The following is a 26,628-nucleotide window of genomic DNA, read 5'->3' as shown; positions in this document are numbered from 1 at the left end:
CGGCCCGGCGGTGGCCGCCGCCTGCGAGCGCCACATCCTCCCCTGACCTCGCCGGCTTGGTTTCAGCGCTGCGCGAGGTAGGCGGCGGCGGTCTCGCGGAGGCGGGCGTGGACGCCGTCGTAGGCCGACACCCCCGGCAGGGCGGTCTTGGGGAGCTTGGCGAGGATCGTGTAGTTCGTGTCGACGACGTTGCCCGCCGGGGCCAGGCCCGCCTGGCTGACGAGCTGGTAGGCGTCCAGCTCGTCCAGGCCGAGGAGGGAGGACGTCCAGGTGATCAGGTCGTGCTGGCTGATCCGGAAGGCGTCCTCCAGGGGGCGGGCCGAGCCCGTCGACATCAGGTACGCGTCGTCCTCAAGGCGGGGCCACGGGGGAGCGGCGCCCTTGACGAGGTCCACGACCACGACGGTGTTCATCGCCGCCTCGACCGCCGTCCCGCAGACCTCGCCCTCGCCCTGGCGGCAGTGGCCGTCCCCCAGCGAGATCAGCCCGCCCGGCACGTTGACCGGGAAGTAGGCCGTCGTGCCCGCCCGCATCTCCGGGGTGTCCATGTTGCCGCCGTGCGCGCCGGGGGTGATGCTCATGATCACCTCGTTGGCGGCGGGGGCGACGCCTACGGTGCCGTGCATCGGGTCCAGCGGCAGCTCGATGGAGAGGTCGCTGTTGCGGGCGTTGAAGCGGCAGACGCCGCGTTCGGCGTCGACGTCGTACAGCCAGACCCGCTCCTCCAGCGCCGGATGCAGCATCGCCGTCGCGTGCGTCGCGGTCAGCGCCCCGAAGTGCGGGAACGTGGTGGACACCGCCCAGTCGCGGGCGGGACGGATGTCCGCGAAGTGCACCGCGACCGCGTCGCCGGGCTCGGCGCCCTCGACGGCGATGGGGCCGGTCACGGGGTTGAGGTAGGGGAAGGTGCACACCTGGCTCGGCAGGTCGCCCACCCCTTTCACCGCGCCGCCGAAGCAGTCCTCGGTGGCCAGCTCGACCACGGTGCCGGGGGCGACGGTGAGGGCCGCCTCCCGCCCGCCGAAGGCGTAGCCGGGCTCGGATTCCAGCGAGACCACGTTGAGCGTCATTCGTCCTCCTCTTCGATGCCGGCCAGGGCCGGGCGCCGGTGCGTCGCGAGCAGCGCGATCAGGACGGCCACCCCGATGGCCAGCCACACGAACGCCAGCTTCTGCGCGGCGACCTTCGCGTTGATCACCACGTACCCGAGGATGAGGAAGCCGATGGCCGGGGCGACCAGGTGCCGCCACCAGTCCCGGCTGCCCGAGCGCACCACGTAGTGCACGACGACCGACACGTGCAGCGTCAGGAAGGCCGTCATCGCGCCGAAGTTGATCAGGGAGCTGAGCAGGGTGATGCCGTCGTCGCGCTCGGCCATGTAGAGGCCGAGGGCGAGGGAGACGGCCGCGACCAGCAGCGTCGCGTTGACGGGGACGCGCCGCTTCGGGTGCACCTTGGCGAGGAACCGGGGCAGCTGCCGGTCGCGCGCCATGGCGTACAGCAGCCGGGACGTGGCCGCCTGCGCCACGAGGGAGTTGGCGAATCCCCACGCGATCGCGGTGGCCAGCGCGGTCAGCTTGGCGAGCCAGGCGCCGCCCGCCACCCGGGCGGCATCGTAGAAGGCGGTGCCGTCGGGGTCGCCGTCCTTGATCAGCCCGTCGGCGTCCGGCACCAGCAGCGACGCCACCCACGTCTGGACGATGAACAGCAGGCCGACCAGGACGAGCGCGGCGACCATCGACCGTCCGATGGCGCGGGCGGACTCGCGGTTCTCCTCCGCCAGCGTCGAGATCCCGTCGAAGCCGAGGAAGCTCAGCACGGCGATCGACACCGCGCCGAACACCAGGCCCCACGAGAACGTGTCGCCGTTGTAGATCGGGGTGAAGCCGCCGCCGTCGCCCTCGCCCTGCGCCAGCGCCACCACGCCCACCACCAGGAAGACCGCCAGGACGGCGAGTTCGGCGAGCAGCATGATGCGGTTGATCCGCGCGGTCATCTCGATGCCGAAGAAGTTGACCACCGTGTTGAGCACCACGAACCCGACGAGCCACAGCCACACCGGGACGGCGGGCACCAGCGAGTTCATCGCCACGCTCGCGATCAGGTACAGCAGGCCCGGCACCAGGACGTAGTCGAGCAGGATCATCCAGCCGGACAGGAAGCCGACCGGCGCCGCGATACCGCGTCCCGCGTAGGTGTAGACGGAGCCGGCCATCGGGAACGCCCGCGACATCTGCGCGTACGACGCGGCGGTGAACAGCATGACCAGCATGCCGATGGCGTAGGCGAGCGCGACCATGCCGCCCGCGCCCTGGAACACGCTGCCGAAGATGCCGAACGGCGCGATCGGCACCATGAAGATCAGCCCGTAGACCACCAGGTCCCGGAAGCCGAGCGAGCGCTTCAGCTCCTGCTTGTAGCCGTACTGCTCGATGCCCTGCGGTTTCGCCGCCTCGACGCTCATGGTCCCTCCTCCGCGCGGGGCCGGGCCTCCGCGCCGTCAGCGACCCTAGAGCGTTTCTTTTCAAATGAAAAGATTTCAGCCGGAAAGGCTTACAGCCGGGCGATCACGGTGAGGTCCAGGCCGTCCGCCCGCGCCAGGTAGGAATCCGCGCGCGGCGGGCCGAGCGGCGCCGCCGACCAGGCCAGCCGGGTCAGCCGGTCGCCCTCGCCGGCCAGCAGCCGCGCCGCCGCGGCCCGCCCTTCGCGGACGCTCAGCCGGTCAGCGGCGGAGAGCGCCGCCACCAGGTGCACGCCGTCGTAGCAGCCCTCCGCGTAGGTGTCGAGCACGGGCGCGCCCTCGCCGAACGCGGCCCGGTAGCGCTCCGCCAGGGCGATCCGCCGCTCGTCGCCCTGCCCGGCGAACGACCGCATCGCCGAGTACAGCTCCCCGGTCTCGTCGCCGCCGGCGGCCAGCAGGACGTTCTCCTCCAGCGCCCCCGACAGCCGCACCACCCGGGACGCCGGCCGCGACGCGGAGAACACCCGGTTGAACACGGCCAGGTCCCGTCCGACCAGGCTGAGCAGGATCGCCTCCGTGCCCGCCCGCACCAGCGCGCTGACCAGCTCCTCGAAGCCCGCCTCCGGATCGTCCCCGGCGGCCAGCGGGAACGGGACGAGCCGGTCCAGCACCACCTCGCCGCCGAGCGACGGGACCAGCCGCGACGCCACCCGGTGCACCGACCGCGGCCAGATGTAGTCGTTGCCGACCAGCGCCCACCGCCGCAGCCCGAGCCGTTCGCACAGCCAGTGCATCGCGGGCCCGAGCTGCCGCCCCGGCGAGTCGCCGAGCAGCACCACACCGGCCCGTCTCGGCCCGCCCTCGTGCGGCGGCGTGAAAACGTACGGCACCCGGCCCCCGAGCGCCGCCTCCAGAGCCCGGTGGACGTCGCTCGTGTGGAACCCGACGAACGCCTGGACGAGTCCGGCGTCGGCGAGGAAACGTGCCTCGGCGGCCACCGCGTCCGGCCGGCGCCCGGCGTCCACCGGCACCAGCTCGACGGCCCGGCCCGCGGCCCCGCCCGCCGCGTTGACCTCGATCGCGGCGAGCCGGGCGGCGCTCAGCCCGGACGGCCCGGTCAGGCCGAGCGGCCCCGACAGCGGCAGCAGCAGCCCCAGCCGGAGCACCCCGGCGTCCGGCCCGGTGACCAGCAGCTCCGTGCCGTCCCGCACCACCGAATCGCTCATGACGTGGCAAGTATGCTCTTTGGACCGACGGCCGAACAGGGGAGGCGCACGTGGTAGAGCAGCAGGACACGCGCGCCGGACTCGTCGACCTCCTGACCCGCGCCCAGCGAGCCCTGGCCCGCGACCTGGGCGCCGCCCTCGAGGAGGAGGACGCGACCGTCGAGCAGTGGCGGGTGCTGCGCGCCCTCGCCGACGCCGACGACATGTCGATGGGCGAGCTGGCGGCCGTCGTCGAGATCCCGCACCCCACTCTCACCCGCCTGGTGGACGGCCTGGTCGACTCCGCCTGCCTCTACCGCTCCCACTCCACCCGCGACCGCCGCCGCGTCTCGGTGCACGTCTCCGACCTGGGCCGCGACAAGCTGAAACGCCTCGACGCCCTGGCCGAGGCCCACGAGCGCACCCTCGCCGCGACGCACGGCCGGGAGGTCGTCGAGGACCTGTCCGCCCTGCTCTCCCGCCTCTGGACGAACCTCCGCTGATCTTCCCGTGAAAGCTTTCACAGCCGGCATGACTCGCTGTCGCGCGCCGGGTTAGCCTTCCTCTGGAAGCGCTTCCAGTCCGGCAACCCCGCTACCGGAACGGAGAACGCGCGATGCGACACCCCCGAACACGCCGTGCCCTCACGCTCCTCCTCACGGCGCTGCTCCTCCCGCTCCCGTGGGTCGGCACCGCGTCCGCCCACGGCTCGGTCATCAACCCCGCCTCCCGCAACTACGGCTGCTGGGACCGCTGGGGCGACGACTTCCAGAACCCCGCCATGCAGCAGGAAGACCCGATGTGCTGGCAGGCGTGGCAGGACAACCCCAACGCCATGTGGAACTGGAACGGCCTCTACCGCAACAACGTCGGCGGCGACCACCAGGCCGCCGTCCCTGACGGCCACCTGTGCAGCGGCGGCCTCACCGAAGGCGCCCGCTACCGCTCCATGGACGCGGTGGGCCCATGGAAGACGACCGACGTCGGCAACACCTTCACCATCAACCTGTACGACCAGGCCAGCCACGGCGCCGACTACTTCCTGGTCTACGTGACCCGCCAGGGCTACGACGCCCTCACGCAGCCGCTGCGCTGGAGCGACCTGGAACTCGTCCGCCAGACCGGCCGCTACGCCCCGAGCAACAACTACGTGATCAGCAACGTGACCGCCCCCGGCCGCACCGGCCGCCACGTCGTCTTCACGATCTGGCAGGCATCCCACATGGACCAGGCCTACTACATCTGCAGCGACGTCAACTTCCGCTGACCGCCCTTTCCAACAAGAGGCCCGGAAGACCGCTCAGCGCGGCACTTCCGGGCCTCTGCAATTCTCATCCAGACGGATGATCGGTTCTATTTCAGGTCGAGCTGCCCCGCCTTGATCCGCCCGAAGAAGCCGGCCATGGCGTCCCGGTCGAGAGCGATCACGGGACTCGACTCGTCGAGTACGCTGTCGCGGACGCCGATCACCCCGGCACCGAGAGGACTCACCTCAAGGCAACCGGTGTTCGCCCCGCAGAACCGGCTCTTTCGCCAGTTCCGCTCCGGGTCCGGGCCTGCCGGACGAGTGCGCGCTTCGGGCCATTCGGCGTCCGCCATGATCATGAGAGTTCCCTACCTTGTTCTGACGTGGCCAAACACAACCGCGCTCTCGCCCCTTGCTGTCGGGTGAGAGCGCGGCCGCAGGCAGGACTCAATAATGTCGGATCCGCGTAAGGAATGCGCACGGACGCGCTAAGTGCTCCCGGTTTCAAACCTGATGAGAGACCGTTTGCGGAATCGTTACGTCCGTCAAGTCGTGGAGGTGGGCGAGCGGGTCGGTTTCGCTGACGTCCGGCACGTGGATCCAGCCGTAGCGCGCGAGACCGCAGACGTTGACCTCGACCGCGCGGTGATACGACTGCGCACACAGGCCGGAATATCCATGGATGACGATGGCCTCATAGATCTGCTGGGACACGACCAGGACCAGCGGGGCGTCGGTGCCCCGCAGGGCCGACCGCACCGCTTCGGCGTCCAGGAGCCGGATGGCGGCGTCTATCTCCGCGCCGAACGGCCCGTGGTCGTCCCGGAGTACGTCCCCGGCGTGGATGACCGCGCGCATGCGCAGCCGGTGCGCGGGACGATCGGCGGGCCGCAGCGCGGCGTTGTAGTCCTCCAGTTGCCGCGCGAGCACCGGGATGAACGGGTCCAGCAGACGCGACCTCGGCACCTCGTCCGTCGGCTGGACGAGGACGAGGACGCCGTCGCCGCGATCTTCGATGGGCTCGCAGAGCCGCTCGTCGATGCCGGCCGACCGCATGGCCCGGTGCAGCAGCAGGTAGAGCTGGTTCCTGAGCTCTACCTTGATCAGATCGGTGCGGGTCGACGAGCTCTCCAGGTCCAACGCCAGGATGCTCCGGTGAAGGGGGCCGCAGAGGGGCAAGGTTGGTCCTCCCATCCCCAGTCGGCGGACATGTCGTCCACGACGCAGACGTGGCCACCGGTGAGGTGGCATGTCCCGATACCGCGCCATTGCGATCGCGGGCACCGACGCGATGCTTCGCCCCGGGCCGGCGAGCCCGCGACGACCTACTCCCCTTGCACCCAATATGCCCGACATGTACGACCCGTGCATCATGCACGGCTTGATGCACCCGGCCGTTCATGGGAATCTATCCTCTGAGTGATACACCGTTCTGAAATTCTCATCCGGCTACACCGAGTTTTGAGGTAATATCTGCAGTGCAACATGCACCGTTGGTTTCGCGTCGGGACAGTTGACCGGTTGGCGAGCAATTCAAGATCCGGTCGCCAGGTGTGGTCTTCGCCATTCCTGGCGGTCCTTGAGAAGAGTGGGCCGTGCCGACATCTCAAGCTCCGTCCGTGCGCCGGCGGCGCCTCGGCGTCGCGCTGCGCCGCATGCGTGAGGACAGCGGTCTCAGCACCGAGACGGTCGGCCGGAGGCTGCGCTGGTCCGCATCCAAGGTCTCCCGTATCGAGACGGCGCGAATCGGGGTTCGCGAAGCCGACATCAAGCGCATGCTCCGGCTCTACCAAGCTGAAGACCACGCGCTGACCGAGTTGCTCGCGCTGGCGCGCGAGGCCGCCAGGCCCGGCTGGTGGACGCGCTTCCCCGGCCTGCCGCAGGACCAGGCCGCGTACTGTGCGCTGGAGGACGAAGCCGACCTCGCGCTCGCCTATGAGGCGCAGGTGGTGCCGGGCCTGCTGCAGACGGAGGATTACGCGCGCTGTGTGATCCGAGGCTGGGCGGAGATCGTCCCCGCACCTCCGGCGATCATCGAACGAGATCTTCAAGTTCGCATGAAACGCCAGGAACTCCTGCAGGAGCCGCGTTCGCTGCGGTTGTCAGTGATCTTGGATGAGGCCGTGCTCCTGCACCTGGTCGGTGACGCGACGATCATGCGGCGGCAACTCGAGCGGCTGATGGAGCTTGCGGATCTGCCCAATATGGAATTGCGGATACTGCCTTTGCGGGCCGACCACAGCGCGGTCCTCCACGCGTTCACGCTCCTGGAGTTCGCGCCCGCCTTCGAGATCGTCTTTCCCACCGTTGTGCACAGCGAAATTCACCCGATGAGCCTCGTCCAGGACGAGACGGTCACGTACGAGCACCGGCGGGTCTTCGACTGGCTGTCCCGGCGGAGCCTCGGCCCGGCGGAGTCGGTGAGGCTGATCGAGCGCACCGTCGAGCGGGTCTGGGGGGCCTGAGCGTCGGTGGGGGGTCGTAGGGTCGGGGTATGTCGCGGCGGCGGTTCGATCAGGCGATGCAGGGCATGCGGGGGGCGGATCCGCGGGGGCGGGAGGGTGCGTTCGACTTCCTGCGCGAGCACGCCGACGCCTATGTCGATGAGCTGATCGCCGAGTTCGAGGCGGAGCGCGACCGGGAGTTGCGGTGCTGGCTTCTGGAGCTGCTGGCCGAGGCCCGCTCCGCGAAGGCGCTGGACGTGTTCCGCGGCCAGTTGGAGAGCCCGGACGAGTCGCTGCGGTTCTGGGCGGTGCGCGGGCTGGAGATGCTCGACAGCCGGGAGGCCGACCAGGCCCTCGACCAGGCGCGCGCCGACGGCTGGATCGCCTAGCCGCGCCGATCGGCCTGGGCCGGGGTGAAGGTGCCCTGGTGGAAGAGGAGCGGGGTTCACCTTCGCCCAGCTAGAGGTGCTCCACGCGGCCGACGACGCACCGCCGGCCTGTCGGCGCAGGTAGACCAGGCCGTCGATGCCGTGAAGATCAGCCCCGCGGTGCGGCCGGTGAACGTCCAGCTGGCGCTCGCGCCCTTCGAGCTGCTGCAGAGGCCGCGTCCGCCCAGGCAGTACTTGGTGGTCGTCAGCTTCCACTTGCCGGTGCGGCGCGACCGTCCCCGTTCACGGCCGAGCGCCATGATCAGGGAGGTGCCTCGATTGCCCCAAGTGTCACACATGTCGCGATAGTCCGGGGTGTTGTGTCGACACGCTCGACCGAAACGCCTCGGGCCCGGAATCCAACGGATTCCGGGCCCGGAGTCGGCTCACGGCGTCCTGGCCATCGGGGGAGACCAGGACGTCCTCACGACGGGTAGTTCGGGTTGTTCGTGGTGGGGATCGAGATGCTGATCGGGTAGTTCGCCCCGGACAGGACGAACAGGACCACCTGACGGATGATCTCGTCGAACAGCCAGTAGACCTGCCGCAACTGCTTCGGCGCGTCGGTGATGTCGAGGATGCCCTCACGTACGGCGACGAACGGCGGCCAGAGGTTCTCGAAGATCGGGTCCCATACCGGCTCCCGCGGGATCTTCAGCCAGCCGGCGATCTCGTCGCCGAGCACGTAGCGGGTGAGCGCGCCGAGGATCGGCTTGCTCAGGATGCCGAGGTCGATGAAGGACGCCAGGTTGAGGAGCATGTCGGCGAGCTTGATGCCCTCGGGGGTGGGCGCCAGGATCGGGTCCAGGACCTGCGCGGCCTGGGAGTCGGCCTCGTCCCACGACTTCGGGATGTACTCGTCCTTGATGCCGAGCATGTGCGCGGTCAGCTGCCAGGAGTGCAGGAAGGCCGCGGACTCGTCGGCGGGGATCGGCACCTTCCACTTGGCCAGCTGCTTCATGACCGTCGTCGGCAGGCTGTGCCAGGTGACCATCATGTCCGCCTGGCTGATCGGGATCTCCTCGTCGGCGACCTTCGTCCAGTACGGGGACTTGGGGAGCAGGTGCCGCACGCCCGAGTGGGCCAGACGCGTCTTCACGCACGTCGCGATCATCTCGCCGTCGTCGTCGAACGCCTTCTCGGTGCCGATGTCGTAGCCGAGCTTGGCGGTCTTGGTGATGCGGTCCCGCATGTCCGCGCCGCCCTTGGAGTAGTAGACCGCGCGCGCCTCCTTCGGGATGGCCGTGCTCATCATCCCGCTGGCGAAGCCGTAGGTGACGCCGAGGTAGAGCCCGCGCTTCTCGTTGAACTCGAATGCCTTGGCGAGCTGGGACTCGTCCGCCCAGGACGGGAGCTCCCGGGCGCGTTCCATGAAGGCGCGCAGGTCGGACGGCAGGCCGCTCGGCAGGGCCTGGCCGTTCTTGGTCCACTTCTTCAGCAGCTTGTTGACCTCGGGCACGGCGCCGCCGTCGATCAGCGAGGCGACCAGCTCGTCGCACTCCGGATCCCACACCCACCTCGGGTTCGCGCCCTCGCCGTAGCCGACGACCGATCCCTTCGGGGACCACGTCCACGCGTAGGCGGGCGTCGCGGTGCTCAGCGCGCCGAAGGCGCCGAGCGTCCCGCCCGCCACCAGCACGTTCCGCCTGCTGGGTCTCTCCATGCCTTCGCTCCTCCGGGGCCGAGGGAACCTCCGCTGATACGGTGAAACATGAGCCGTTTCGAGGTATCATCTGTAACAGCGCCAATGACAGCACAACGTGTCCGTCATCACAAGACCTGACGTGACGGCGGTGAACGATTGGTGCACAATCGGTCGTCTCAGGAGGAGCCGTGGTTTCTGTGCTGTCCTTCCTGGCGGAGCCGGGCCGGGAGTCGGTGCTCGCACGCGCCTACACCGACGCCGTCGAGCAGATCGACGACCGGGACGAGACCAGGACGCGCGTCCTCGACGCGGCCTACGAGCAGTTCTCCCGGATGGGGATCCAGCGCTCCACCATGGAGGACGTGGCCCGCCGCGCCGGCGTCTCCCGCATCACCGTCTACCGGCGCTTCGCCACCAAGGACGCCCTGGTCGAACACGTGGTGCGCCGCGAGTTCCGCCGGTACTTCGACCAGTTCCTCATCGACATCCAGCAGGCCGAGACCGTCGCCGACCGCGTGGTGCTGGGCTTCGTCAGCTCACTGCGCGCCATCCGGCGCAACCCCCTGATCGGCGGCCTGATCGCCACCGAACCCGACCTGGTCGTCCCGTCCATGATCAGCGACGGCGGCCGGACCCTGGCCACCGTCCGCGAGTTCGTCGCGGGCCAGCTCCGCCGCGAGCAGCGCGCCGGCAACGTACCGGACGACCTCGACATCGACCACGTGGCCGAACTGATGGTCCGGATCTCCGCGTCCTTCCTGGCGATCCCGAGCCACCTCATCGACCTGGACGACGACGCCCAACTCGCCGCCCTGGCCCGCCGCTTCCTCGTCCCCATGCTCACGCCCCCACCCCAGACCCCGCCTGACCTCGCCTAGACCGGGCCGGGCGGCTCGGAGCGCAGCCGGTGGGTGAGCGTGTCTCCCAGCGCAGGCAGGTGCTTCCCGGCAGGGTCCACCCCGATCTGCTCGGCCAGGTCCCGGACGTGGAGGCGGACGGCCGCCTCGACCAGGGTCGCGTAGGCGTTGACGGCCGTCCGGGTGCGCCGCCACGCGATGGCCACCACCACTACGGAGATGGGCAGCGCGGGCCACCACCACCACAGCAACAGGAGATAGAGGACGGCCCACCCGCCCAGCGTTGCGGCGCGGGCCAGGGCTTGGCGGGCGGCGGTGATCTCGGACCGGGCGGTGTCGGGGAGGTGGAGCCAGAGGACCGGCCAGACGGTCGGCAGGTCCAGGTTCAGGTCGCGGCGCAGCCGGAGGGTGACGGCGTGGACTCGGTCGCCCATCCAGGTGGGCCTGTCCGGTTCTTCCAGCGCGATACGGGTGCGGGTCCGGAAGGCCGCATGGCGTTTCTTCCTCTTCTTCTCCACCTCCTGCTGATCCGGTTGCGCCCCGCTCAGCGCGGTGCGGGCCTCACCGTAAAGGCGGTGGTAGTCGTCATGGGCGTCCTTCCAGCGTTTCCGGCGGTTCTCGACACGCCGTTGCGCGAGGGAACGCAGGGGGCGGGGCCAGCCATGCCAGCCCGACGCCAGCGCCAGGCGCTCGACCCCTGATCCCAGCGCCTGGGCGGCCAGCCCGGCTGCGGCGGCGCCGGCCAGAATCCCGGCCACCAGGACCACCTGCCCGCCGGCCGTCGTGGCGGCGGGGTCCTTCGCCCAGGCGGTCACCTGCGCCGTGACCCGTCCGACATCGAGCGCGTGGGCCGGGCCCGCCCTGCCCAGCGTCCGGGCGATCGCCGCGACGGCCAGGTAGAGCGCGCCGGGAAGCACCAGTAGCGTCAGCCAACGTTCGGCGAGTTTCTTGCTGAGTTCGCCCAGGAACCCGCCCATGTCTACAGGGTCTCCTGAAGCAATTCGCGGCCTGTCATGGCGCAGACGAGAGGGAATTCGGTGGTGTTGTCCGGGGTGCGGCCCGCACATCGGCCAGTGGGGCATCGGTAGACCGGTTCATAGGGCGTCCCATTGTCGGCCCCCGCTAGGGTCACGCTACGAGAATGGGGCCGGACGTGCCCCCACACCCCCAAAGGGTCGCCAACCCGCAGAAGGGCATGGTGAAGCCCTTGCAGCGGGTCGGCCAGGTCCGATCCCGCGCGGAACGAATCGAGTACCCGCTTCAGCGGCTCCGGATCGCCGGTCTGGCCGGAATCGGCTCCATAGCGCAGATCCCTGCGGATGTCCTCTATCCTTGCGCAGACCCATGCCAGGGCGTCGGAGATCTCATCGGCGGACCTGTGAGGATTCTCGGGCAAGTCGTTTCTCCTCGGGGGCTGGGCTGATCTCGTCATTGTTCAGCAGGATTCGGGGGAGGGAAAGACATTGGCGGAATGGGAAGAACTCCTCGCGGCCATCCGGGTGATCTTAAAACGCGCCTCGGATGCGCGGGAATTCTCGCTGGTGCTGGAGGAGGGCCCGGCACTCGCCGACGTCCGGGAACTCACCGAGGCCCTTCAGCAGGAGGAAAACCCACTGTGGGGTGATCTGAATGCCAGGTTCCTGCTCGGCTGGTTGCACTGGTACCGCTTCAGCGCTCTGCCCGAAGGAGAGGACCGGGAGGATCTGGACGCGTCGATCGCGATGTTCCTCCCCTGTTTCATCACCGGCAACACGAAAGTGCCGGAACCGCTCCTCCCCATTCTGGCGGCCGAGGCGGTCTCCACCGCAACGGCTTGGCTGCAGAATGACCTGGCCGGATCCGGCGGACAGAACTTCCTGGTGGACGCCGCGCGGCTCTGGCAACTCATCGTGGACGCGACTCCCACCGACGACCCTTACCGCCCCGGGCGCCTGGCCAACCTGGGGAACGCGCTGCGCGCTCGGTTTGAGCGGTACGGGAATCCGGCCGACCTGGATGCCGCCGTTCTGGCCGGCCGGCAGTCCGTGGAGGCCCACTCTGCGGACCACCCGGAGCGGGCCGTGGCCCTGGGACTCCTCGGGATCTCCTTGTGGACGCGCTTCAAGCGGGCCGGAGCCCCAGCCGACCTGGACGCCGCCATCGAGACGTTCCAAGCGGTGGTGGAGGCCATGCCAACCGACCATCCCGACCGGGGCGGCCGGCTGAGCATTCTGGGCGACTTCCTGCGCGCTCGCTTCGACCGGACGGGGGACCGGGCGGATTTGAGCGCCGGTGTCAACGCATACCGCCAGGCGGTGGAGAGCACGCCCGCCGACCACCGCGACTACGCCGCCCACCTGAACGATCTCGCGATCACACTGCGGTCGAGGTTCGAGCACGCCGGGGACGCGAACGATCTGGACGCCGCCATCGAGACCGGCCGGAGGGCGGCGGAGGCCGTCCCCGCCGACCACCCCGACCGCGTCGCGATCCTCAGCAACCTGGGGAACGCGCTGCGCGCCCGGTTCGAGCGGACGGATGCTCTTACCGATCTGGACGCCGCCGTCCAGGTCGGCCGGCGGGCGGTGGACGCCACGCCCGCAGGTCACCCCGACCTCCCCATCCGGCTCAGCAACCTCGGAAGCACGCTGCGCGTGCTGTACTCGCGCACCGGAGACATGCGCGCCCTGGACGAGGCCATAAGGGTTGAGGAGCGGGCGGGGACAGACATCCCCCTCGATCATTCTGACCGGGCCAAGGTCCTGCACAATCTGGGCGCGGCGCGGTGGGCTCGATTCAGGCGCCTAGGGATGCAGGCCGATCTGGACGCCGCCATCGAGGTGTCCAGGGAGGCGGTGGACGCCACACCGGCGGGGTATCCCGCCCACCCTCTGTATCTGACCCAGCTGGGAGGTCTGCTGCGTGCCCGGTTCGCGCGCACCGGCGATGTGGACGATCTTGATGCCGCCGTCCGCGTCTGCCGGCGGGCGGCCGAAGCGACGCCCGGCGGCCATCGCGACCGCGCCGGGCGCCTGAGCAACCTGGGCGGCGCGTTGCTGGACCGATTCGAGCGCACCGGTGCGCGGGATGACCTGGAAGCCGCCGTGCGGGTCGCGCGAGAAGCAGTGGGCGCCATGCCGGCGGACCATCCCGATCGGGCCGCGCGCCTGAACGGCCTGGGGCGTGCGCTGAGCGCCCGGTTCGAGCGGACGGGCGAGGCGCACGACCTCGATGCCGCCGTCGACGCCTATCGGCAGGCGGCGGACGCCACGCCCCCCGATCATCCCGACCGCACCTGGCGCTTGAGCAGTCTGGGCAACGCACTGAAGACCCGGGGCGAGCGGACCGGGGACCGGCGGGATCTCGACGCCGCCGTCCTGGCCGGACGGCGGGCGGTGGAGGCCGCTCCCGCCGACCACCCCGACCGTGCCGGGCTGCTGAGCAACCTGAGCACCATGCTGGAATCCCGGTTCGAGCACACCGGGGACATGAGCGATGTGGACGCCGCCGTCCAGGTCTCGCAGGAGGCGGTGGAGCTCGTCCCCACCGATCACCCGGACCGCGCCGCGATGTTGAGCAACCTGGGGACCGCACTGAGGACGAGGTTCGGGCGCACCGGTGACACGAGCGACCGGGAAGCCGCCCTGGCGGCCTACGCGGAGGCGGCCCGGATCCGCACGGCCGCGCCGACGACGCGCGTCCACACCGGACGTGCGGCCGCTTCGCTGGCCATGGCGGGATCGCGGGCCGCCGAGGCGGCCGATCTGCTGGAGGGCATCGTGCGGCTGCTGCCCGAGGTCGCCCCGCGCCACTTGGAACGGGACGACCGGCAGTATGCGATCAGCGCGTTCGCCGGGCTGGCCGCCGAGGCGGCTGAGGCGGTGCTGTCCGATCCCGCCGCCCCGGACGACGAGCGGCCGGTGCGGGCGCTTCGCGCGCTCGAGGGAGCGCGGGCGGTCCTGCTGAGCCAGACGCTGAGCACCCGCAGCGACCTGACCGACCTGCGGCGACGCCACCCGGAACTGGCCGAGGAGTTCGTCCGGCTGCGCGACCTGCTGGACCGGCCCACCGAACCGCTGAGCCCTCCGACCGGACCGCCCGCGACCGCGCAGCCGGGTGACGGCGAACCGGGCGGCGAGGACGCCGACGCCGGAGGCGGCGCGCGGCGGCTGCGGGACCGGCGCTACGCGGCTGCCGAGCTGACCCGGCTGCTGGCTCGGATCCGGGCGCTGGACGGCTTCGCCGGCTTCGCCCGTCCCCCGGCCCCCGAGCAGTTGATGGCCCAGGCCGCGGACGGTCCCGTAGCGGTCTTCAACATCGGCCGCCGCCGCAGCGACGCCCTGCTGCTGACCGGGACGGGCGTCACCGCGCTGGAGTTGCCGCGTCTCGCCCACGACGAGGTGATCGACCGGATCATCGCCTTCCACCGGGCGCTGGCCGCCGCCACCGACACCGGTGCCGACCGTACCGCCGCCCAAGCGGAGATCCGGGAGATCCTGGGCTGGCTGTGGGACACGGCCGCCGAACCCGTCCTGGACACGCTGGGCCATCGTCGTCCGCCCGCGTCCGGCCAGGAGTGGCCCAGGGTGTGGTGGGCGCCCGGCGGGTTGTTGAGCCTGCTGCCGATCCATGCCGCCGGCCACTACTCCCTTGCCCCCGATCCCGGCCACCGCGCGGTGATGGACAGGGTCGTCTCCTCCTACACACCCACCGTCGGCGCGTTGGCCCACGCCCGTCGCGCCATGGCCACGCCTCGTCCGGTGGACCGCTCACTGATCGTGGCGATGCCGACCACCCCCGGGCAGGGCGAGTTGCCCAACGTGCGGGCCGAGGTGGACATGCTCTGCGCTCGCCTGCCTGGTCCCGTCCTGCTGGAAGAGCCGGACGAGGACGCGCCCCGCCCCGATCGTCCGGTCCCGACGAAGTCCGGCGTCCTGCGGAATCTGACCGCCTGCGCGATCGCGCATTTCGCCTGCCACGGCCACAACGACCCGGTCGATCCCTCGCGCAGCCGGCTTCTGCTGCACGACCACCGTGAGGACCCGCTAACCGTCGCCGCACTGGAAACGGTGTCTCTGGACGACGCGCGGCTGGCCTACCTTTCGGCGTGCAGCACCGCCTTCACCTCCCGGACCGACCTCCTGGACGAGGCCATCCACCTGGCCTCCGCGTTCCAACTCGCGGGCTTCCCGCACGTCATCGGCACGCTGTGGCCCATCAACGACGCCTGCGCCGTGACCATCGCCGACGACTTCTACGCGGCACTGCACGATGCTGACGGCGCCTTGGACGCGAACCGGGCCGCGTACGCCCTGCATCAGGCCGTGCGTGCCGTGCGCGACACCTACCCGATCACCCCGACGCTGTGGGCCGCGCACATCCACGCGGGGGCCTAGCCGGGGATGTGAAAATCGGAATTTCACCTTAAAAGGGGCCGCTCGCCTCGATGTCTCGTGGGTGAGAAAGGGGCTTGGGGCGATCATGCTGGGGTTTTGTGCGGGGACGCCCTCTGGGGGCGGCGCGCTTGTGTTGATGATCTTGAAGGGCCGGAGTGGTCGCCGTTACCCGCGGTATCGGGGTGAGGTTGAGGGGAGGGTGGGGGCGCTGTTAGCTTCGGCCGGTGGACGACATGCGTGCACAGGCGGAGGCGATCGAGGACTTCGCGGCGGCTCTGCGGGAACTGCGGGAATCGGTCGGCAATCCGCCCTTCCGGGAGATGTCCGGGCGGTCGGGAGCGATCTCGCACACGACGTTGCACGAGGCCACGAAGGGCAACCGGCTCCCCAGCTGGGGGACGACCGCCGAGTTCGTCAAGGCGTGCGGTGCCGACCCGGAGGAGTTCCGCGAGCGGTGGGAGGCGGCGAACCGGGCGGTCAGGTCGGTGAGCGCCGGACGGGCCGGAGCCCCGCGGGGCGATCTCGCCGCCGGGAGCGCCGCCGAATCCGGCGCCGTGCACGTGGCCATCGGGTCGCCGGAAGCCGCTTCGGGAGGTGATCCGGCGCCCCCGCCCCCGGAGGAGAGCGCGGCTCCGGCGGAGCGGTCCCGGTTGCGGGGGCCGGCCATCGCGGCGCTGGCCGCGGCGGTCGTCGGCGTGGGGACGGTGATCGTCCTCGTCGCCGTCGACCGCGGTTCCGGGGACGGCGCGAAACCCGCCGGCAGCAAGGCGAAGGCGGCGCTCTCCCCGGCGGACTGCCCGGTGCAGCAGACCAATCCGCCGCCCGCGCCGCCCACGCACAAGGGCGACGCGGCCGCGTTCATCGCGGACATCACGCTGCCCGACTGCACGCGCGTCGCCGGCGGGAAGACCGTGACCAAGGTGTGGCGGCTGAAGAACGTCGGGAAGGTGCCGTGGGAGGGGTATTCGCTGCGCCGGCTCGACGTTCCGCAGCAGGCCGACCAATGCCAGACCATTTCCGATGTGCCGATCGACGATACGCGGCCGGGGAAGATGGTCGACATCAGGACTCAGATCACCACGCCGCGCAAACCCGGCCTGTGCTATGTGCGGTTTAAGATGGTGGACGCTTCCGGAAAGGTCGCGTTCCCCGGAAACCGGCCGGTCAACTTCCAGGTCATCGTCGAGGGACGGTAGTTCCCCGCCGCGGCGGGCGCGGCGGGGAACCATCGCGGGGCGGTCAGGAGAGCGTGATCCCGCTGTAGTAGGCCTTGAGGATTCTGGAGTAGCTCCAGCCCGCGTTGGCCTTGTCACGGGAGCCGTACTGCGACATCCAGTCCCCGGTGACCCATCCGCCGCACGCCGTCGTCGTGGAGCAGTAGTGGGCCTGCAGGATCTTTCCGCCGCGGGTCATCCGGGTGCCCCACGTCGCGTCCACCGCGGAACTGGTCGACGCCTGCGCCGAACCCGGCTTGTACACCTGGCTCGACGTGGTGTCGTAGACGTCGAAGCACCGGCCGTCGGACGTCTTGCGCGTCGAGTGTAGCGCCCAGTACCAGCCGTAGCTCTTCACGGCCATCGCCCCGGCCTTGAGCGACTCCTTCGGCCAGCTCGGCACCCACTCGTTGGGCAGGACGTTCTTGACGTAGGTCTTGAACGCCACCCGGTCCACCCGGTTCAGGGAGACCCGGTACACCAGGATCGTCGTGGGCAGCTTGCTGTCCGTCCCGTCGGTCTTGCATCCGGTCGGGCCGGAGCTCAGGAACTGGTGGGACGCGTTCTGGTTCTTCAGGCTGGAGTTGAGGTTGCCCTTGGCGCCGGCCTTGAAGTCCTGGTAGGTGCCGCCGTAGTTGCTGTTGTAGTAGACCCGGACCGTCTTGCTGCTGCGGTTCCAGACAGATGCGGCGTTGTTCTTGATGCAGACGCCCTTGCCGTTGCCCGCGCCCTTGAAGTCGTAACAGGACGGCTGTTGGGTGCCGTAGTTGGCGACCGACCCGGTGAAGTCGGAGACCGACCCGGCGTTGTCGCTGTTGTAGTAGTAGCAGAACTCGCCGCTCTCGCAGACGCCGTTGCGGCCGGCCGCCGCCGCGGCCGTGGCCGGGATGAGCACCGTCCCGCCGAGCGCCGCCGCGGCGCCCGCCGCGGTGAGCCGCGGGATCAGCCGTGCAGTTCGTTTCGACACAGTCATCTTCCTCTGCTGGGGGACCGGGAGCGCTAGGCGATGTTGTAGCCCTGGGAGTGCCAGAACGAGGTCGGGTTCGGGTTGTCCAGGGTCGGGTCGCCGACGCTCTTGGCGGCGTGCGTCTGGCGTCCGAGGCGCATCTCGACGTGGGTGTGGGCGGCCGAGCTGGACGACACGCCGCGCCACGCCTCGTCCGCGATGACCTGGCCGCGGCTGATCGACTGCCCCACCGCGAGCGAGGACCGCGGCGCGGAGTGCAGGTAGATGACGGTCTTGTTCAGCGACGAGTTGTAGATGGAGATGGTGGAGAGGCCGCCGCTGCCGTTGGCGCCGCGCGCGATGTAGATGACCTTGCCGCTGACGAGGGCGTGCACGTCCGAGCCGATGCCGCGGGCGATGTCGATGCCCTCGTGGCGGCCGGGGGTGGAGGTGTAGCCGTCGAAGCCGCAGGTGATCCGGCCGCCGCTCGCCTTGTACAGCCCGGTCGTCATCTTCGTGCGCGAGGACGGCGAGAACTGGTGGGAGGCGTTCTGGTTCTTCAGGCTGGAGTTGAGGTTGCCCTTGGCGCCGGCCTTGAAGTCCTGGTAGGTGCCGCCGTAGTTGCTGTTGTAGTAGACCCGGACCGTCTTGCTGCTGCGGTTCCAGACGGAGGCGGCGTTGTTCTTGATGCACTGCCCCTTGCCGTTGCCCGCGCCCTTGAAGTCGTAGCAGGACGGCTGCTCGGTGCCGTAGTTGGCGACCGACCCGGTGAAGTCGGAGACCGACCCGGCGTTGTTGCTGTTGTAGTAGTAGCAGAACTCCCCGCTCTCGCAGACGCCGTTGCGGGCGGCGGCCGAGGCGGGCGAGGCGAGCGCGGCCGCCGCGCCGCCGAGCGCGATGGCGGCCGTCGTCGCGGTGAAGACCTTGCTGAGCGTGCTCATCCTTCATCTCCTTCGTTCGCGGATCTTGGCGGGTGCACGGGCGGGAGGTCAGCGGCGCTGGTATTCCTCCCAGGTGCGGATGGCCACCTTCGGGCCGTCGTCCGGTTTCCGGTCGGCGAGCCCGTTCAGGCCGAGGTAGTAGTCGCCGGTCTGGTGCTGGGCCTGGGTGGAGAGGTCGGTGTCGCTGATGGCGGCGGCGTGGATGTGCCACGGCCAGTCGCCCTGGGCGGGGCTGCGCACCCAGGCGGCGAAGCCGACCCGGCGCAGCGCGCGGGCGGCCGCGGTGCGGGTCGCGGAGCTCATCCCCTCGACCGAGATGTCGACGACGCCTCCGCCGTCATGGGTGCCCGCGGACGTGGGGTCGCCGCCCGGGTTGTACGACCCCTGCTCCAGCACGAGGCGGCGGCCGAGCAGCCGCTCCGCCTCGGCGAGCATGTCCCGCGTCCGGGTGTTGATGACGGCGCCGTCGCCGGCGGTCACGCGGGCGCCCGGGCCGATGGCGCGGGTGACGGTGAAGCGGCCCGCTCCCAGCTTGGTGAGGGACGTCCTGCCGGGCAGCCCGTTGGCGTCGAGCCCGGAGTAGCCGAGCGACCTCTGGTACTCGGCGTAGGCCGCGATCGTGGTGGTGCCGAAGTAGCCGTCCACCCACCGGTCGTCGAGGAGGTTCCTGTCGCGCAGCGCCCGCTCGACGAGCAGGACGCTCGCCTTGGCGCCGGGCGTCAGCGTGTCGTCGGCCCGCCGCGGGTCGATCTGGGCCGCCTTGACGGTGGCCTCCATGTCCACGCTGGGGAGGGCCTTGGCGTCGGCGGCCCTGGCCGGCGCCCCCGACGCCCCGGCCAGGGGAGTGAGCAGCGCGGCCGCCAGGAGGGCGGCCGCGTATGACGGCAGCTTCATCGTGATCTCCTAGTGCGGGCGAAGGGAGCGGAGCCCGCGGCGGAGACCACGGTCACCCATGGCTCAGCCGTTCACAAGAAGATCGTTGTTGTCAGCCTGTACGCCTGCCACTCCCGTACAGCCGGACACGATCTGACACGCGCTGACGCGCGGGGGCGCGGCGTCCGGCGCGCCGCCCGGTCCCGCGGAATCGGCGGAACCGGGACGCGCGTTCGTCGGGCCGATGCGACGGGGTGCGGCCGTCAGGCCGCCTTGAGGGGGACGGGCACCCGGTCGCGCAGCTCGTCGACCGTGACGCCGAAGGTCTCCCTGACCGACGCCCCGTCCGGGCCGACGTCGATGACGGCGACGTCGGTGTAGACCCGGCTGACGCAGCCGACGCCCGTCAGCGGATAGGTGCATTCGGGCACCAGCTTCGACCGCCCCTTCTTGTCGAACAGCGTCATCATCACGAAGACCTGCTTGGCGCCGATGGCGAGGTCCATCGCGCCGCCGACGGCCGGGATGGCGTCGGGCGCGCCGGTGCTCCAGTTGGCGAGGTCCCCGGAGGCGGAGACCTGGAACGCGCCCAGCACGCACACGTCCAGGTGGCCGCCGCGCATCATGGCGAAGGAGTCAGCGTGGTGGAAGTAGGACGCGCCGGGCAGCTCGGTCACCGGGACCTTCCCGGCGTTGGTGAGGTCGGGGTCGATCTGGTCGCCGGCCGCGGCGGGCCCCATGTTGAGCATGCCGTTCTCGGTGTGCAGCACGATGCCCGAGCCGTCCGGGAGGTGGTCGGCGACCTTGGTGGGGCGGCCGATGCCGAGGTTGACATAGGAGCCGGCCGGGATGTCGCGGGCGACGATCGCGGCCAGCTCGTCCGGGGTCAGGGACATGTCAGCGCGCTCCTTGGACCGTGTAGTGCCGGGCCTCGACCCGCACCACGCGGTCGACGTAGATGCCGGGCGTGACGACCGTCTCCGGGTCGATGCCGCCGACGGGGACGATCCCGCCCACCTGCACGATCGTGGTGGTCGCGGCCGTCGCCATGACGGGCCCGAAGTTGCGGGCCGTCTTGCGGTAGACGAGGTTGCCCATCGCGTCGGCCCGGTGGGCGCTGATCAGCGCCACGTCGCCCTTGATGGGGTACTCCAGGACGTACTCGCGCCCGTCGATGGTCCGGGTCTCCTTGCCCTCGGCCAGCGGGGTGCCCACCGCGGTCGGGCAGTAGAAGGCGCCGATGCCCGCGCCGGCGGCGCGCATCCGCTCGGCGAGGTTGCCCTGCGGCACGATCTCCAGCTCGATCTTCCCCGCCCGGTAGAGCTCGTCGAAGACGTAGGAGTCGCTCTGCCGGGGGAACGAGCAGACCACCTTCCGGACGCGCCCGGCCTTGAGCAGCGCGGCCAGCCCGACGTCCCCGTTCCCGGCGTTGTTGGACACGATGGTGAGGTCCTTCGCGCCCTGCCGGATCAGCCCGTCGATGAGGTCGAACGGCATCCCGGCGAAGCCGAAGCCGCCGACCAGGACGGTGCTCCCGTCCTCGATGCCGCGCACCGCCTCGTCGACGCTCTCCACGATCTCGGTGCGGCTCACGCCCCGGCTCCCGCGCTCGCCGCGTCCGTGTTCTCCAGGACGACGGCCAGGCCCTGCCCGACCCCGATGCAGATCGCGGCGACGCCCCAGCGCTCGCCGCGCTCGCGGAGCACCTTCGCGAGCGTGCCCAGCACGCGCGCGCCGCTGGCCCCGAGCGGATGGCCGATCGCGATCGCGCCGCCCCGGGTGTTGACGATCTCCGGGTCGACCCCCCAGGCGTCGACGCAGACCAGCGACTGGACGGCGAAGGCCTCGTTCAGCTCCACCGCGCCGACCCGGTCCCAGCCGATCCCGGCCCGCGCGAGGGCGCGATTCGCCGCCTCGACGGGGGCGTAGCCGAACTCCTGCGGGTCGAGCGCGAACGCGCCGCGCCCGGCGATGCGGGCGAGCGGGTCGAGGCCGATCAGGTCGGCGGCGGCCGCCGAGCCGAGCAGCAGCGCGGACGCGCCGTCGCTCAGCGGCGAGGCGTTGCCCGCGGTGATGGTGCCGTCCGGGCGGAAGCTGGGCTTGAGCTTCGCCAGCTTCTCCAGCGAGGTGTCGGCGCGGATCCCCTCGTCGCGCTTCAGCTCCCCGGCGGGGACGGTCAGGTCGTCGTAGAAGCCCTCGTCCCACGCGGCCGCCGCGAGCCGGTGCGAACGCAGCGCGAAGGCGTCCTGGCGTTCGCGGCTGACGCCGTACTTCTCCTGGAGCATCTCGTTGGCCCCGCCGAGCGAGACCGTCCACTCCTTCGGCATGCGCGGGTTCACCAGGCGCCAGCCGAGCGTCGTCGAGACCGCGGCGAGGTCGCCGGCCGGGAAGCCCTTGGCGGGCTTCGGCAGCACCCACGGCGCCCGCGTCATCGACTCGACCCCGCCCGCCAGGACCACGTCGGCGTCGCCCGTCTCGATCGCCCGGGAGCCGATCATCGCCGCGTCGAGGCTGGAGCCGCACAGCCGGTTGACGGTCGTGCCCGGCACGCTCGTCGGCAGCCCGGCGAGCAGCGCGGCCATCCGGCCGACGTTGCGGTTCTCCTCGCCCGCGCCGTTCGCGTTGCCCCAGACGACGTCGCCGATCGCCGCCGGGTCCAGCCGCGGCGCCCGGTCCAGCAGCGCGGTGATCACGCCGGCCGCGAGGTCGTCCGGGCGGACGCCGGACAGCGCGCCGTTGAACCGGCCGAACGGCGTCCGGACGGCGGAGTACAGATAGGAGCTCATGGCTCCGAGGCTAGGCGGCCTCCCTTGATACAGTGAAGTATCAATATTTGCACTGATTGAGACGAACTATCGATGGATCTCCGTCGCCTGCGGTACTTCATCGCCGTCGCAGAGGAACTGCACTTCGGCCGGGCCGCCGAGCGGCTCAACATGGCGCAGCCGCCGCTGTCGCAGGCGATCCGGCGGCTGGAGGCCGAGCTCGGCGTGACCCTGCTGCACCGGTCCACGCGCCGGGTCGACCTCACCGACGCGGGCCGCGCCTACCTGGTCCGCGCCCGGAAGATCCTCGGCGAGGTGGACGAGGCGGCGCACGAGGCCCGCCGGGTGGCCGCCGGCGCCGTCGGCCATCTCGCCATCGGCTGCGTGGGGTCGGCGACCTACAGCCTGCTGCCCGCGATCTCCCGCGGCCTGTCCATGGAGCTGCCCGGCGTCGACTTCTCCTTCCGCGGCGAGATGCTGGCCCCCGACCAGGCCACGGCCCTGCGGACCGGCGAGATCGACCTGGCCCTGCTGCGGCCGCCGAGCGCCGACCCCTCGCTGACCGTGCTGCCGCTGCGCCGGGACCGGCTCGTCGTCGCCGTTCCCGCCGACCACCGCCTGGCCGCCCTCCCGCAGCTGGCGGTCACCGACCTGGCGGGCGCGGGCCTCATCGTGCACTCCGCCGACCGGCGGTCGGTGATGTACGACGTCGTGGTCGGGCTCTTCCGCGACGCCGGCGCGGAACCCCGGATCCGCCACGAGGTCGGCGAGACCTCCACGCTGATCACCCTGGTCGCGGGCGGGCTCGGCGTCGCCGTCGTCCCGGAACCGGTGACGGCCCTGGCCCTCGAAGGCGTCGCCTACCGGCCGCTGGCGAGTCCGGCCGTGGACGTCGAGCTGGCGATCGCGCACCGCACCGACCGCACCGAACCGCACCTGGCCCGGGCCGTCTCCCTCATCCGGGAGATCGTCTGACGGGAGCCCCGCGCAAGCGGGTAATGCGTCGCGAGCACAGCCGGCAGCCGCGGATCATGTACACCCTCGGCGGGGAACCCGTCCCCGGCGAGGTCCGGGACCCCGGCCTGGAGGGCTACCGGCGCTCGGCCCCCGTCCGGTGGGGCAACGGCGCCGCCGACCAGCGCCAGCACGACATCTACGGCGAGGTCCTGGACTGCGCCGACCAGTGGCTGCTGTCCGGCGGCGACCTCCAGCCGCCGCTCTGGTCGAAGCTGGCCGAGCTCGCCTCCACCGCCGAGACCGCGTGGCGGCAGCCGGACCAGGGCATCTGGGAGGTGCGCGGCGAGGGCCGGGTCTTCACCTATTCGGCCGGGATGTGCCAGGTGGCGCTGGACCGGGCCGCCGCCATCGGCGAACGCCTCGGCCTCCCCGGCCCCGTCGACACGTGGCGCGCCGCGGCCGGCAAGCTGCGCCGGCTCATCCTGGAGGAGTCCTGGGACGAGGACGCGCAGTGCCTGAGCGAGCACCTCGACGGCGGCGGGAGCCTCGACGCCAGCCTCCTCGCCCTTCCCCTGCGGAAGGTCGTCCCCGCCGAGCATCCGCGGATGACGGCGACCACCGCGGCCGTCGCCGAACGCCTGTCCGCCGGGGACGGCCTGCTCTACCGCTACCTGCACGACCAGTCGCCGGACGGCCTGCCCGGCGACGAGGGCGCGTTCCTGCTGTGCAGCTTCTGGCTGGTCGACAACCTCGCGCTGCAGGGCCAGATCGAGCGGGCCGAGAACCTGTACGACTCGCTCTGCGCCCGGGCCAGCCCGCTCGGGCTGCTGCCGGAGCAGATCGACCCGTCGACGGGCGCGTTCATGGGGAACTTCCCCCAGGCGTTCAGCCACATCGGCGTCATCTTCGGCGGTGTCACCCTCGCCCGCGCGAAGGCAGGCGACACGGCATGATCGAACGGCTCGTGATCTTCGGCGCCACCGGCGACCTGAACGCCCGCTACCTGCTGCCGGGCCTGGCGGCCCTGCGGGCGGCGGGGCACCTCGCCGACGGCTTCGACCTGGTCTGCGCCGACCGCGGAGACCGGGACGACCGGGAGTTCCGGGTGTGGGCGGCCGAGCAGCTCGACCGCCACGCGGGCTCCGCGCCCGCCGACGCGCGCCGCTGGGTCGCCGGCACGGCCCGGTACCGGCAGGCCGACGCCACCGACCCCGCCGACCTTTCCGACCTCATCGCCGGTGACGGGCCGGTCGCCCTCTACCTCGCGCTTCCCCCGGCGGTGTTCCCCGGCGGCATCACCGCCCTGCACGGCGCCGGCCTGCCGCCGGGCAGCCGGATCGTCCTGGAGAAGCCCTTCGGTGAAGACCTGGAGACCGCCCGGGAGCTGAACCGGCTGCTGGCCGAGGTCGTCCCGGAGCAGGCCGTGTTCCGCGTCGACCACTTCCTGGCCATGACCACCGTCCAGAACCTGCTCGGCAGCCGCCTGGCCAACCGCGTGCTCGAACCCATCTGGAACAGCGCGCACATCTCCGAGGTGGACATCGTCTGGGACGAGTCCCTGGCCCTTGAGGGCAGAGCGGGCTATTACGACGGTGTCGGCGCCCTCAAGGACATGGTGCAGAACCATCTGCTCCAGGTCCTGTGCCTAGTGGCCATGGAGCCGCCGCTAAGCCTCGGTGAGCGCGACCTCCGCGACCGCAAGATGGACGTCCTTCGCTCAGTGCGTCCCTTCACCGACCAGGACGCCGTACGCCACACCCGCCGGGCACGCTACCTCGCAGGCAGCATCAACGGCCGGGACGTCCCCGCTTACATCGACGAGGACGGCGTTGACCCTCACAACCGCACCGAGACCTTCGCCGAGGTGGAACTGCACCTGGAAAGCTGGCGCTGGTCGGACACGACCTTCCGGCTCCGCAGCGGCAAGGCCCTCAAGGACGACCGCAAAGAGGTCGCGGTGCACTTCCGTCCCGTGCCGCACCTGCCTTTCGGCCACACAGGCGAGGCCGTTCCCAACGTGCTCCGTTTCGGGCTCGACCCGGAGGACATGACGCTCGGGCTCAACGCCATCGGCTCCGGCGCGCGAACCCTCACCCCTCTCACCATGACCGCGCAGATGGAGACCCCCGACCTGCCCGCCTACGGCCGGCTGCTCCTGGACGTCCTGCACGGCAACGCGGCCCTGTCGATCCGAGGCGACGAGGCGGAAGAGGCATGGCGGGTCCTGACCCCGGTAATGTCCGCCTGGTCCAAGGACCTGGTTCCCCTCCAGGAATACCCGGCAGGCACCACCGGCCCAGCCACCTGAACACAGCGCACATGGAGGTGCCGGATGAAGGCGATCGTGGTGACGGACGAGGCCGCGGGAACGGCCGGGATGACGCTGACGGAGCGGCCCGAGCCGCCGGCGGCGATCAACGACGTCATCGTCCAGGTCCACGCGGCGGGATTCGTCCCGACCGAGCTGGCGTGGCCCTCGACCTGGGCCGATCGCAGCGACCGCGACCGGACGCCGTCGATCCCCGGCCACGAACTGGCCGGAGTGGTCACCGCCCTCGGCTACGGCACGACGGGCCTGTCCGTGGGACAGCGGGTGTTCGGCCTCACCGACTGGCACCGCGACGGCACACTGGCCGAGTACACGGCCGTCGAGGCGCGCAACCTCGCGCCCCTGCCGGGTGACGTCGACTTCACGGTGGGCGCGAGCCTGCCGATCTCAGGGCTGACCGCGTGGCAGGGACTGTTCCGGCACGGCCGCCTCCAGGCGGGGCAGAGTGTCCTCGTGCACGGCGCCGCCGGCGCGGTCGGGTCGATGGCGACGCAGCTCGCGCGCGAGTCCGGCGCCTACGTCATCGGCACCGGACGCACCGCCGACCGCCAGAAGGCGCTCGACTTCGGCGCGGCAGAGTTCGTCGACCTCGGAACCGATGCGCTGGAAGACGCCGGCGGCGTCGACCTGGTGTTCGACGTCATCGGCGGCGACGTCCAGAAGCGATCCGCGCGCCTGATCCGAGCCGGAGGAACCCTGGTGACCGTCGTCGGCCCGCCCGAGGCGCGGCCCGCCGACGGCCTGGCGATCGACTTCGTCGTGGAGTCCGACCGTGCCCAGCTGGCCGAGATCGTCCAGCGAGTACGCGACGGACGGCTGCGCACGAACATCGGCGAAGTCGCGCCCCTCGACGACGCCGTCGCCACCCTCGACTCGACCGGACGCCGCAAGGGCAAGACGATAATTCGCGTCCGCGCATGAGCGCGCGCGCAGGTGAGATCG

Annotated in this window: 24 protein-coding genes; 11 read left to right on the top strand and 13 right to left on the bottom strand. The window is 70.9% G+C overall.

What is annotated here, in order from left to right; translation table 11 throughout:
• Window positions 1-62: 62 nt before the first annotated feature.
• From ABTW95_RS06585 to ABTW95_RS06575, 3 genes are all read right to left on the bottom strand, one after another.
• The gene (locus ABTW95_RS06585; RefSeq protein WP_396449014.1) at window positions 63-1,070 is read right to left on the bottom strand and encodes an acetamidase/formamidase family protein; all 1,008 of its coding nucleotides are present in this window, start codon (window positions 1,068-1,070) and stop codon (window positions 63-65) included.
• Window positions 1,067-2,464: an APC family permease gene (locus tag ABTW95_RS06580; protein WP_500225246.1), complete on the bottom strand. Its 1,398-nt coding sequence runs from the start codon at window positions 2,462-2,464 to the stop codon at window positions 1,067-1,069. Before ABTW95_RS06580 ends, ABTW95_RS06585 begins: the two co-directional genes overlap by 4 nt.
• An 89-nt stretch (window positions 2,465-2,553) precedes the next feature.
• Window positions 2,554-3,687 (bottom strand): substrate-binding domain-containing protein, encoded by a 1,134-nt coding sequence (locus ABTW95_RS06575; protein WP_500225244.1) that lies wholly within the window; start codon window positions 3,685-3,687, stop codon window positions 2,554-2,556.
• 50 nt (window positions 3,688-3,737) lie between these two features.
• On the opposite strand from ABTW95_RS06575, the gene ABTW95_RS06570 reads away from it, so the two are divergent.
• Window positions 3,738-4,169: a MarR family winged helix-turn-helix transcriptional regulator gene (locus ABTW95_RS06570; protein ID WP_500225239.1), complete on the top strand. Its 432-nt coding sequence runs from the start codon at window positions 3,738-3,740 to the stop codon at window positions 4,167-4,169.
• A gap of 113 nt (window positions 4,170-4,282) precedes the next feature.
• The gene (locus tag ABTW95_RS06565; RefSeq protein WP_500225237.1) at window positions 4,283-4,933 is read left to right on the top strand and encodes a lytic polysaccharide monooxygenase auxiliary activity family 9 protein; all 651 of its coding nucleotides are present in this window, start codon (window positions 4,283-4,285) and stop codon (window positions 4,931-4,933) included.
• A gap of 86 nt (window positions 4,934-5,019) precedes the next feature.
• On the opposite strand, the gene ABTW95_RS06560 is transcribed toward ABTW95_RS06565, so the two are convergent.
• Window positions 5,020-5,271, bottom strand: coding sequence for a DUF397 domain-containing protein (locus ABTW95_RS06560; RefSeq protein WP_396449010.1), 252 nt, complete (start codon window positions 5,269-5,271; stop codon window positions 5,020-5,022).
• A gap of 145 nt (window positions 5,272-5,416) precedes the next feature.
• Entirely contained in the window at window positions 5,417-6,052 is a 636-nt protein-coding gene (locus ABTW95_RS06555; RefSeq protein ID WP_396449009.1) for a hypothetical protein, read from the bottom strand.
• Between the two features lie 479 nt (window positions 6,053-6,531).
• Between ABTW95_RS06555 and ABTW95_RS06550 the strand changes: the two genes are divergently transcribed.
• Both ABTW95_RS06550 and ABTW95_RS06545 read left to right on the top strand, forming a co-directional pair.
• Complete coding sequence (locus ABTW95_RS06550) at window positions 6,532-7,377, top strand: helix-turn-helix domain-containing protein (RefSeq protein WP_396449008.1); 846 nt, start codon at window positions 6,532-6,534, stop codon at window positions 7,375-7,377.
• Between the two features lie 29 nt (window positions 7,378-7,406).
• Window positions 7,407-7,745, top strand: coding sequence for a HEAT repeat domain-containing protein (locus tag ABTW95_RS06545; RefSeq protein WP_500225233.1), 339 nt, complete (start codon window positions 7,407-7,409; stop codon window positions 7,743-7,745).
• A 463-nt stretch (window positions 7,746-8,208) separates the two neighbouring features.
• Here ABTW95_RS06545 and ABTW95_RS06540 read toward each other — a convergent pair whose 3' ends face one another.
• Window positions 8,209-9,447, bottom strand: a complete 1,239-nt coding sequence (locus ABTW95_RS06540; protein WP_396454073.1) for an oxygenase MpaB family protein — start codon at window positions 9,445-9,447, stop codon at window positions 8,209-8,211.
• Window positions 9,448-9,617: 170 nt separating this feature from the next.
• Between ABTW95_RS06540 and ABTW95_RS06535 the strand changes: the two genes are divergently transcribed.
• Window positions 9,618-10,307, top strand: a complete 690-nt coding sequence (locus tag ABTW95_RS06535; RefSeq protein ID WP_396454072.1) for a TetR/AcrR family transcriptional regulator — start codon at window positions 9,618-9,620, stop codon at window positions 10,305-10,307.
• Here the strand turns inward: ABTW95_RS06535 and ABTW95_RS06530 are convergent.
• Window positions 10,304-11,263, bottom strand: coding sequence for a hypothetical protein (locus ABTW95_RS06530; protein ID WP_500225228.1), 960 nt, complete (start codon window positions 11,261-11,263; stop codon window positions 10,304-10,306). The two genes, ABTW95_RS06535 and ABTW95_RS06530, sit on opposite strands and share 4 nt — an antisense overlap.
• 486 nt (window positions 11,264-11,749) lie before the next feature.
• Here ABTW95_RS06530 and ABTW95_RS06525 point away from each other — a divergent pair, with 486 nt between their 5' ends.
• Window positions 11,750-15,661: a CHAT domain-containing tetratricopeptide repeat protein gene (locus ABTW95_RS06525; RefSeq protein WP_500225226.1), complete on the top strand. Its 3,912-nt coding sequence runs from the start codon at window positions 11,750-11,752 to the stop codon at window positions 15,659-15,661.
• A gap of 233 nt (window positions 15,662-15,894) precedes the next feature.
• Complete coding sequence (locus ABTW95_RS06520; RefSeq protein WP_500225443.1) at window positions 15,895-16,857, top strand: NBR1-Ig-like domain-containing protein; 963 nt, start codon at window positions 15,895-15,897, stop codon at window positions 16,855-16,857.
• A 43-nt stretch (window positions 16,858-16,900) separates the two neighbouring features.
• On the opposite strand, the gene ABTW95_RS06515 is transcribed toward ABTW95_RS06520, so the two are convergent.
• From ABTW95_RS06515 to ABTW95_RS06490, 6 genes are all read right to left on the bottom strand, one after another.
• Window positions 16,901-17,842, bottom strand: a complete 942-nt coding sequence (locus tag ABTW95_RS06515) for a peptidase inhibitor family I36 protein (protein WP_500225224.1) — start codon at window positions 17,840-17,842, stop codon at window positions 16,901-16,903.
• A gap of 32 nt (window positions 17,843-17,874) precedes the next feature.
• On the bottom strand, window positions 17,875-18,762 hold the full coding sequence (locus ABTW95_RS06510; protein ID WP_500225222.1) for a peptidase inhibitor family I36 protein: 888 nt from the start codon (window positions 18,760-18,762) through the stop codon (window positions 17,875-17,877).
• 48 nt (window positions 18,763-18,810) lie between these two features.
• Complete coding sequence (locus ABTW95_RS06505) at window positions 18,811-19,656, bottom strand: peptidoglycan-binding domain-containing protein (RefSeq protein WP_396453041.1); 846 nt, start codon at window positions 19,654-19,656, stop codon at window positions 18,811-18,813.
• Between the two features lie 242 nt (window positions 19,657-19,898).
• Window positions 19,899-20,531 carry a 3-oxoacid CoA-transferase subunit B gene (locus ABTW95_RS06500; protein WP_396454068.1) on the bottom strand — a complete coding sequence of 211 codons (633 nt, stop codon included), beginning with the start codon at window positions 20,529-20,531 and terminating at the stop codon, window positions 19,899-19,901.
• Between the two features lies 1 nt (window position 20,532).
• Window positions 20,533-21,228 (bottom strand): 3-oxoacid CoA-transferase subunit A, encoded by a 696-nt coding sequence (locus ABTW95_RS06495; protein WP_396453038.1) that lies wholly within the window; start codon window positions 21,226-21,228, stop codon window positions 20,533-20,535.
• The gene (locus tag ABTW95_RS06490) at window positions 21,225-22,421 is read right to left on the bottom strand and encodes a thiolase family protein (protein ID WP_396453036.1); all 1,197 of its coding nucleotides are present in this window, start codon (window positions 22,419-22,421) and stop codon (window positions 21,225-21,227) included. The genes ABTW95_RS06495 and ABTW95_RS06490 overlap by 4 nt, the downstream gene beginning before the upstream one ends.
• Window positions 22,422-22,493: 72 nt before the next feature.
• On the opposite strand from ABTW95_RS06490, the gene ABTW95_RS06485 reads away from it, so the two are divergent.
• Genes ABTW95_RS06485 through ABTW95_RS06470 form a run of 4 tightly spaced genes read left to right on the top strand, consistent with a single transcriptional unit; the run spans window position 22,494 to window position 26,607 of the window.
• Window positions 22,494-23,375 carry a LysR family transcriptional regulator gene (locus ABTW95_RS06485; protein ID WP_396454066.1) on the top strand — a complete coding sequence of 294 codons (882 nt, stop codon included), beginning with the start codon at window positions 22,494-22,496 and terminating at the stop codon, window positions 23,373-23,375.
• Window positions 23,376-23,398: 23 nt separating this feature from the next.
• A complete protein-coding gene (locus ABTW95_RS06480; protein ID WP_500225216.1) occupies window positions 23,399-24,310 on the top strand; it encodes a glycoside hydrolase family 15 protein in 912 nt (303 codons plus the stop codon).
• Complete coding sequence (locus ABTW95_RS06475; RefSeq protein ID WP_500225214.1) at window positions 24,307-25,665, top strand: glucose-6-phosphate dehydrogenase; 1,359 nt, start codon at window positions 24,307-24,309, stop codon at window positions 25,663-25,665. The genes ABTW95_RS06480 and ABTW95_RS06475 overlap by 4 nt, the downstream gene beginning before the upstream one ends.
• A 24-nt stretch (window positions 25,666-25,689) precedes the next feature.
• Complete coding sequence (locus tag ABTW95_RS06470; RefSeq protein WP_500225211.1) at window positions 25,690-26,607, top strand: NADP-dependent oxidoreductase; 918 nt, start codon at window positions 25,690-25,692, stop codon at window positions 26,605-26,607.
• Window positions 26,608-26,628 lie beyond the last annotated feature (21 nt).

It is taken from the genome of Spirillospora sp. NPDC127506, assembly GCF_040302145.1.
Classification (GTDB): Bacteria; Actinomycetota; Actinomycetes; order Streptosporangiales; family Streptosporangiaceae; genus Spirillospora.
The sequence above is the reverse complement of the archived record's forward strand: the minus strand, read 5'-3'. Positions and strand labels throughout refer to the sequence as shown.

What these genes read in the sequence shown, in the direction of transcription:
- ABTW95_RS06545 (WP_500225233.1), top strand. Translation starts at nt 7,407, where the DNA reads ATGTCGCGGCGGCGGTTCGATCAGGCGATGCAGGGCATGCGGGGGGCG.
- ABTW95_RS06510 (WP_500225222.1), bottom strand. Translation starts at nt 18,762, where the DNA reads ATGAGCACGCTCAGCAAGGTCTTCACCGCGACGACGGCCGCCATCGCG.
- ABTW95_RS06540 (WP_396454073.1), bottom strand. Translation starts at nt 9,447, where the DNA reads ATGGAGAGACCCAGCAGGCGGAACGTGCTGGTGGCGGGCGGGACGCTC.
- ABTW95_RS06565 (WP_500225237.1), top strand. Translation starts at nt 4,283, where the DNA reads ATGCGACACCCCCGAACACGCCGTGCCCTCACGCTCCTCCTCACGGCG.
- ABTW95_RS06575 (WP_500225244.1), bottom strand. Translation starts at nt 3,687, where the DNA reads ATGAGCGATTCGGTGGTGCGGGACGGCACGGAGCTGCTGGTCACCGGG.
- ABTW95_RS06585 (WP_396449014.1), bottom strand. Translation starts at nt 1,070, where the DNA reads ATGACGCTCAACGTGGTCTCGCTGGAATCCGAGCCCGGCTACGCCTTC.
- ABTW95_RS06530 (WP_500225228.1), bottom strand. Translation starts at nt 11,263, where the DNA reads ATGGGCGGGTTCCTGGGCGAACTCAGCAAGAAACTCGCCGAACGTTGG.
- ABTW95_RS06580 (WP_500225246.1), bottom strand. Translation starts at nt 2,464, where the DNA reads ATGAGCGTCGAGGCGGCGAAACCGCAGGGCATCGAGCAGTACGGCTAC.
- ABTW95_RS06500 (WP_396454068.1), bottom strand. Translation starts at nt 20,531, where the DNA reads ATGTCCCTGACCCCGGACGAGCTGGCCGCGATCGTCGCCCGCGACATC.
- ABTW95_RS06490 (WP_396453036.1), bottom strand. Translation starts at nt 22,421, where the DNA reads ATGAGCTCCTATCTGTACTCCGCCGTCCGGACGCCGTTCGGCCGGTTC.
- ABTW95_RS06485 (WP_396454066.1), top strand. Translation starts at nt 22,494, where the DNA reads ATGGATCTCCGTCGCCTGCGGTACTTCATCGCCGTCGCAGAGGAACTG.
- ABTW95_RS06480 (WP_500225216.1), top strand. Translation starts at nt 23,399, where the DNA reads ATGCGTCGCGAGCACAGCCGGCAGCCGCGGATCATGTACACCCTCGGC.
- ABTW95_RS06520 (WP_500225443.1), top strand. Translation starts at nt 15,895, where the DNA reads ATGCGTGCACAGGCGGAGGCGATCGAGGACTTCGCGGCGGCTCTGCGG.
- ABTW95_RS06475 (WP_500225214.1), top strand. Translation starts at nt 24,307, where the DNA reads ATGATCGAACGGCTCGTGATCTTCGGCGCCACCGGCGACCTGAACGCC.
- ABTW95_RS06560 (WP_396449010.1), bottom strand. Translation starts at nt 5,271, where the DNA reads ATGATCATGGCGGACGCCGAATGGCCCGAAGCGCGCACTCGTCCGGCA.
- ABTW95_RS06505 (WP_396453041.1), bottom strand. Translation starts at nt 19,656, where the DNA reads ATGAAGCTGCCGTCATACGCGGCCGCCCTCCTGGCGGCCGCGCTGCTC.
- ABTW95_RS06470 (WP_500225211.1), top strand. Translation starts at nt 25,690, where the DNA reads ATGAAGGCGATCGTGGTGACGGACGAGGCCGCGGGAACGGCCGGGATG.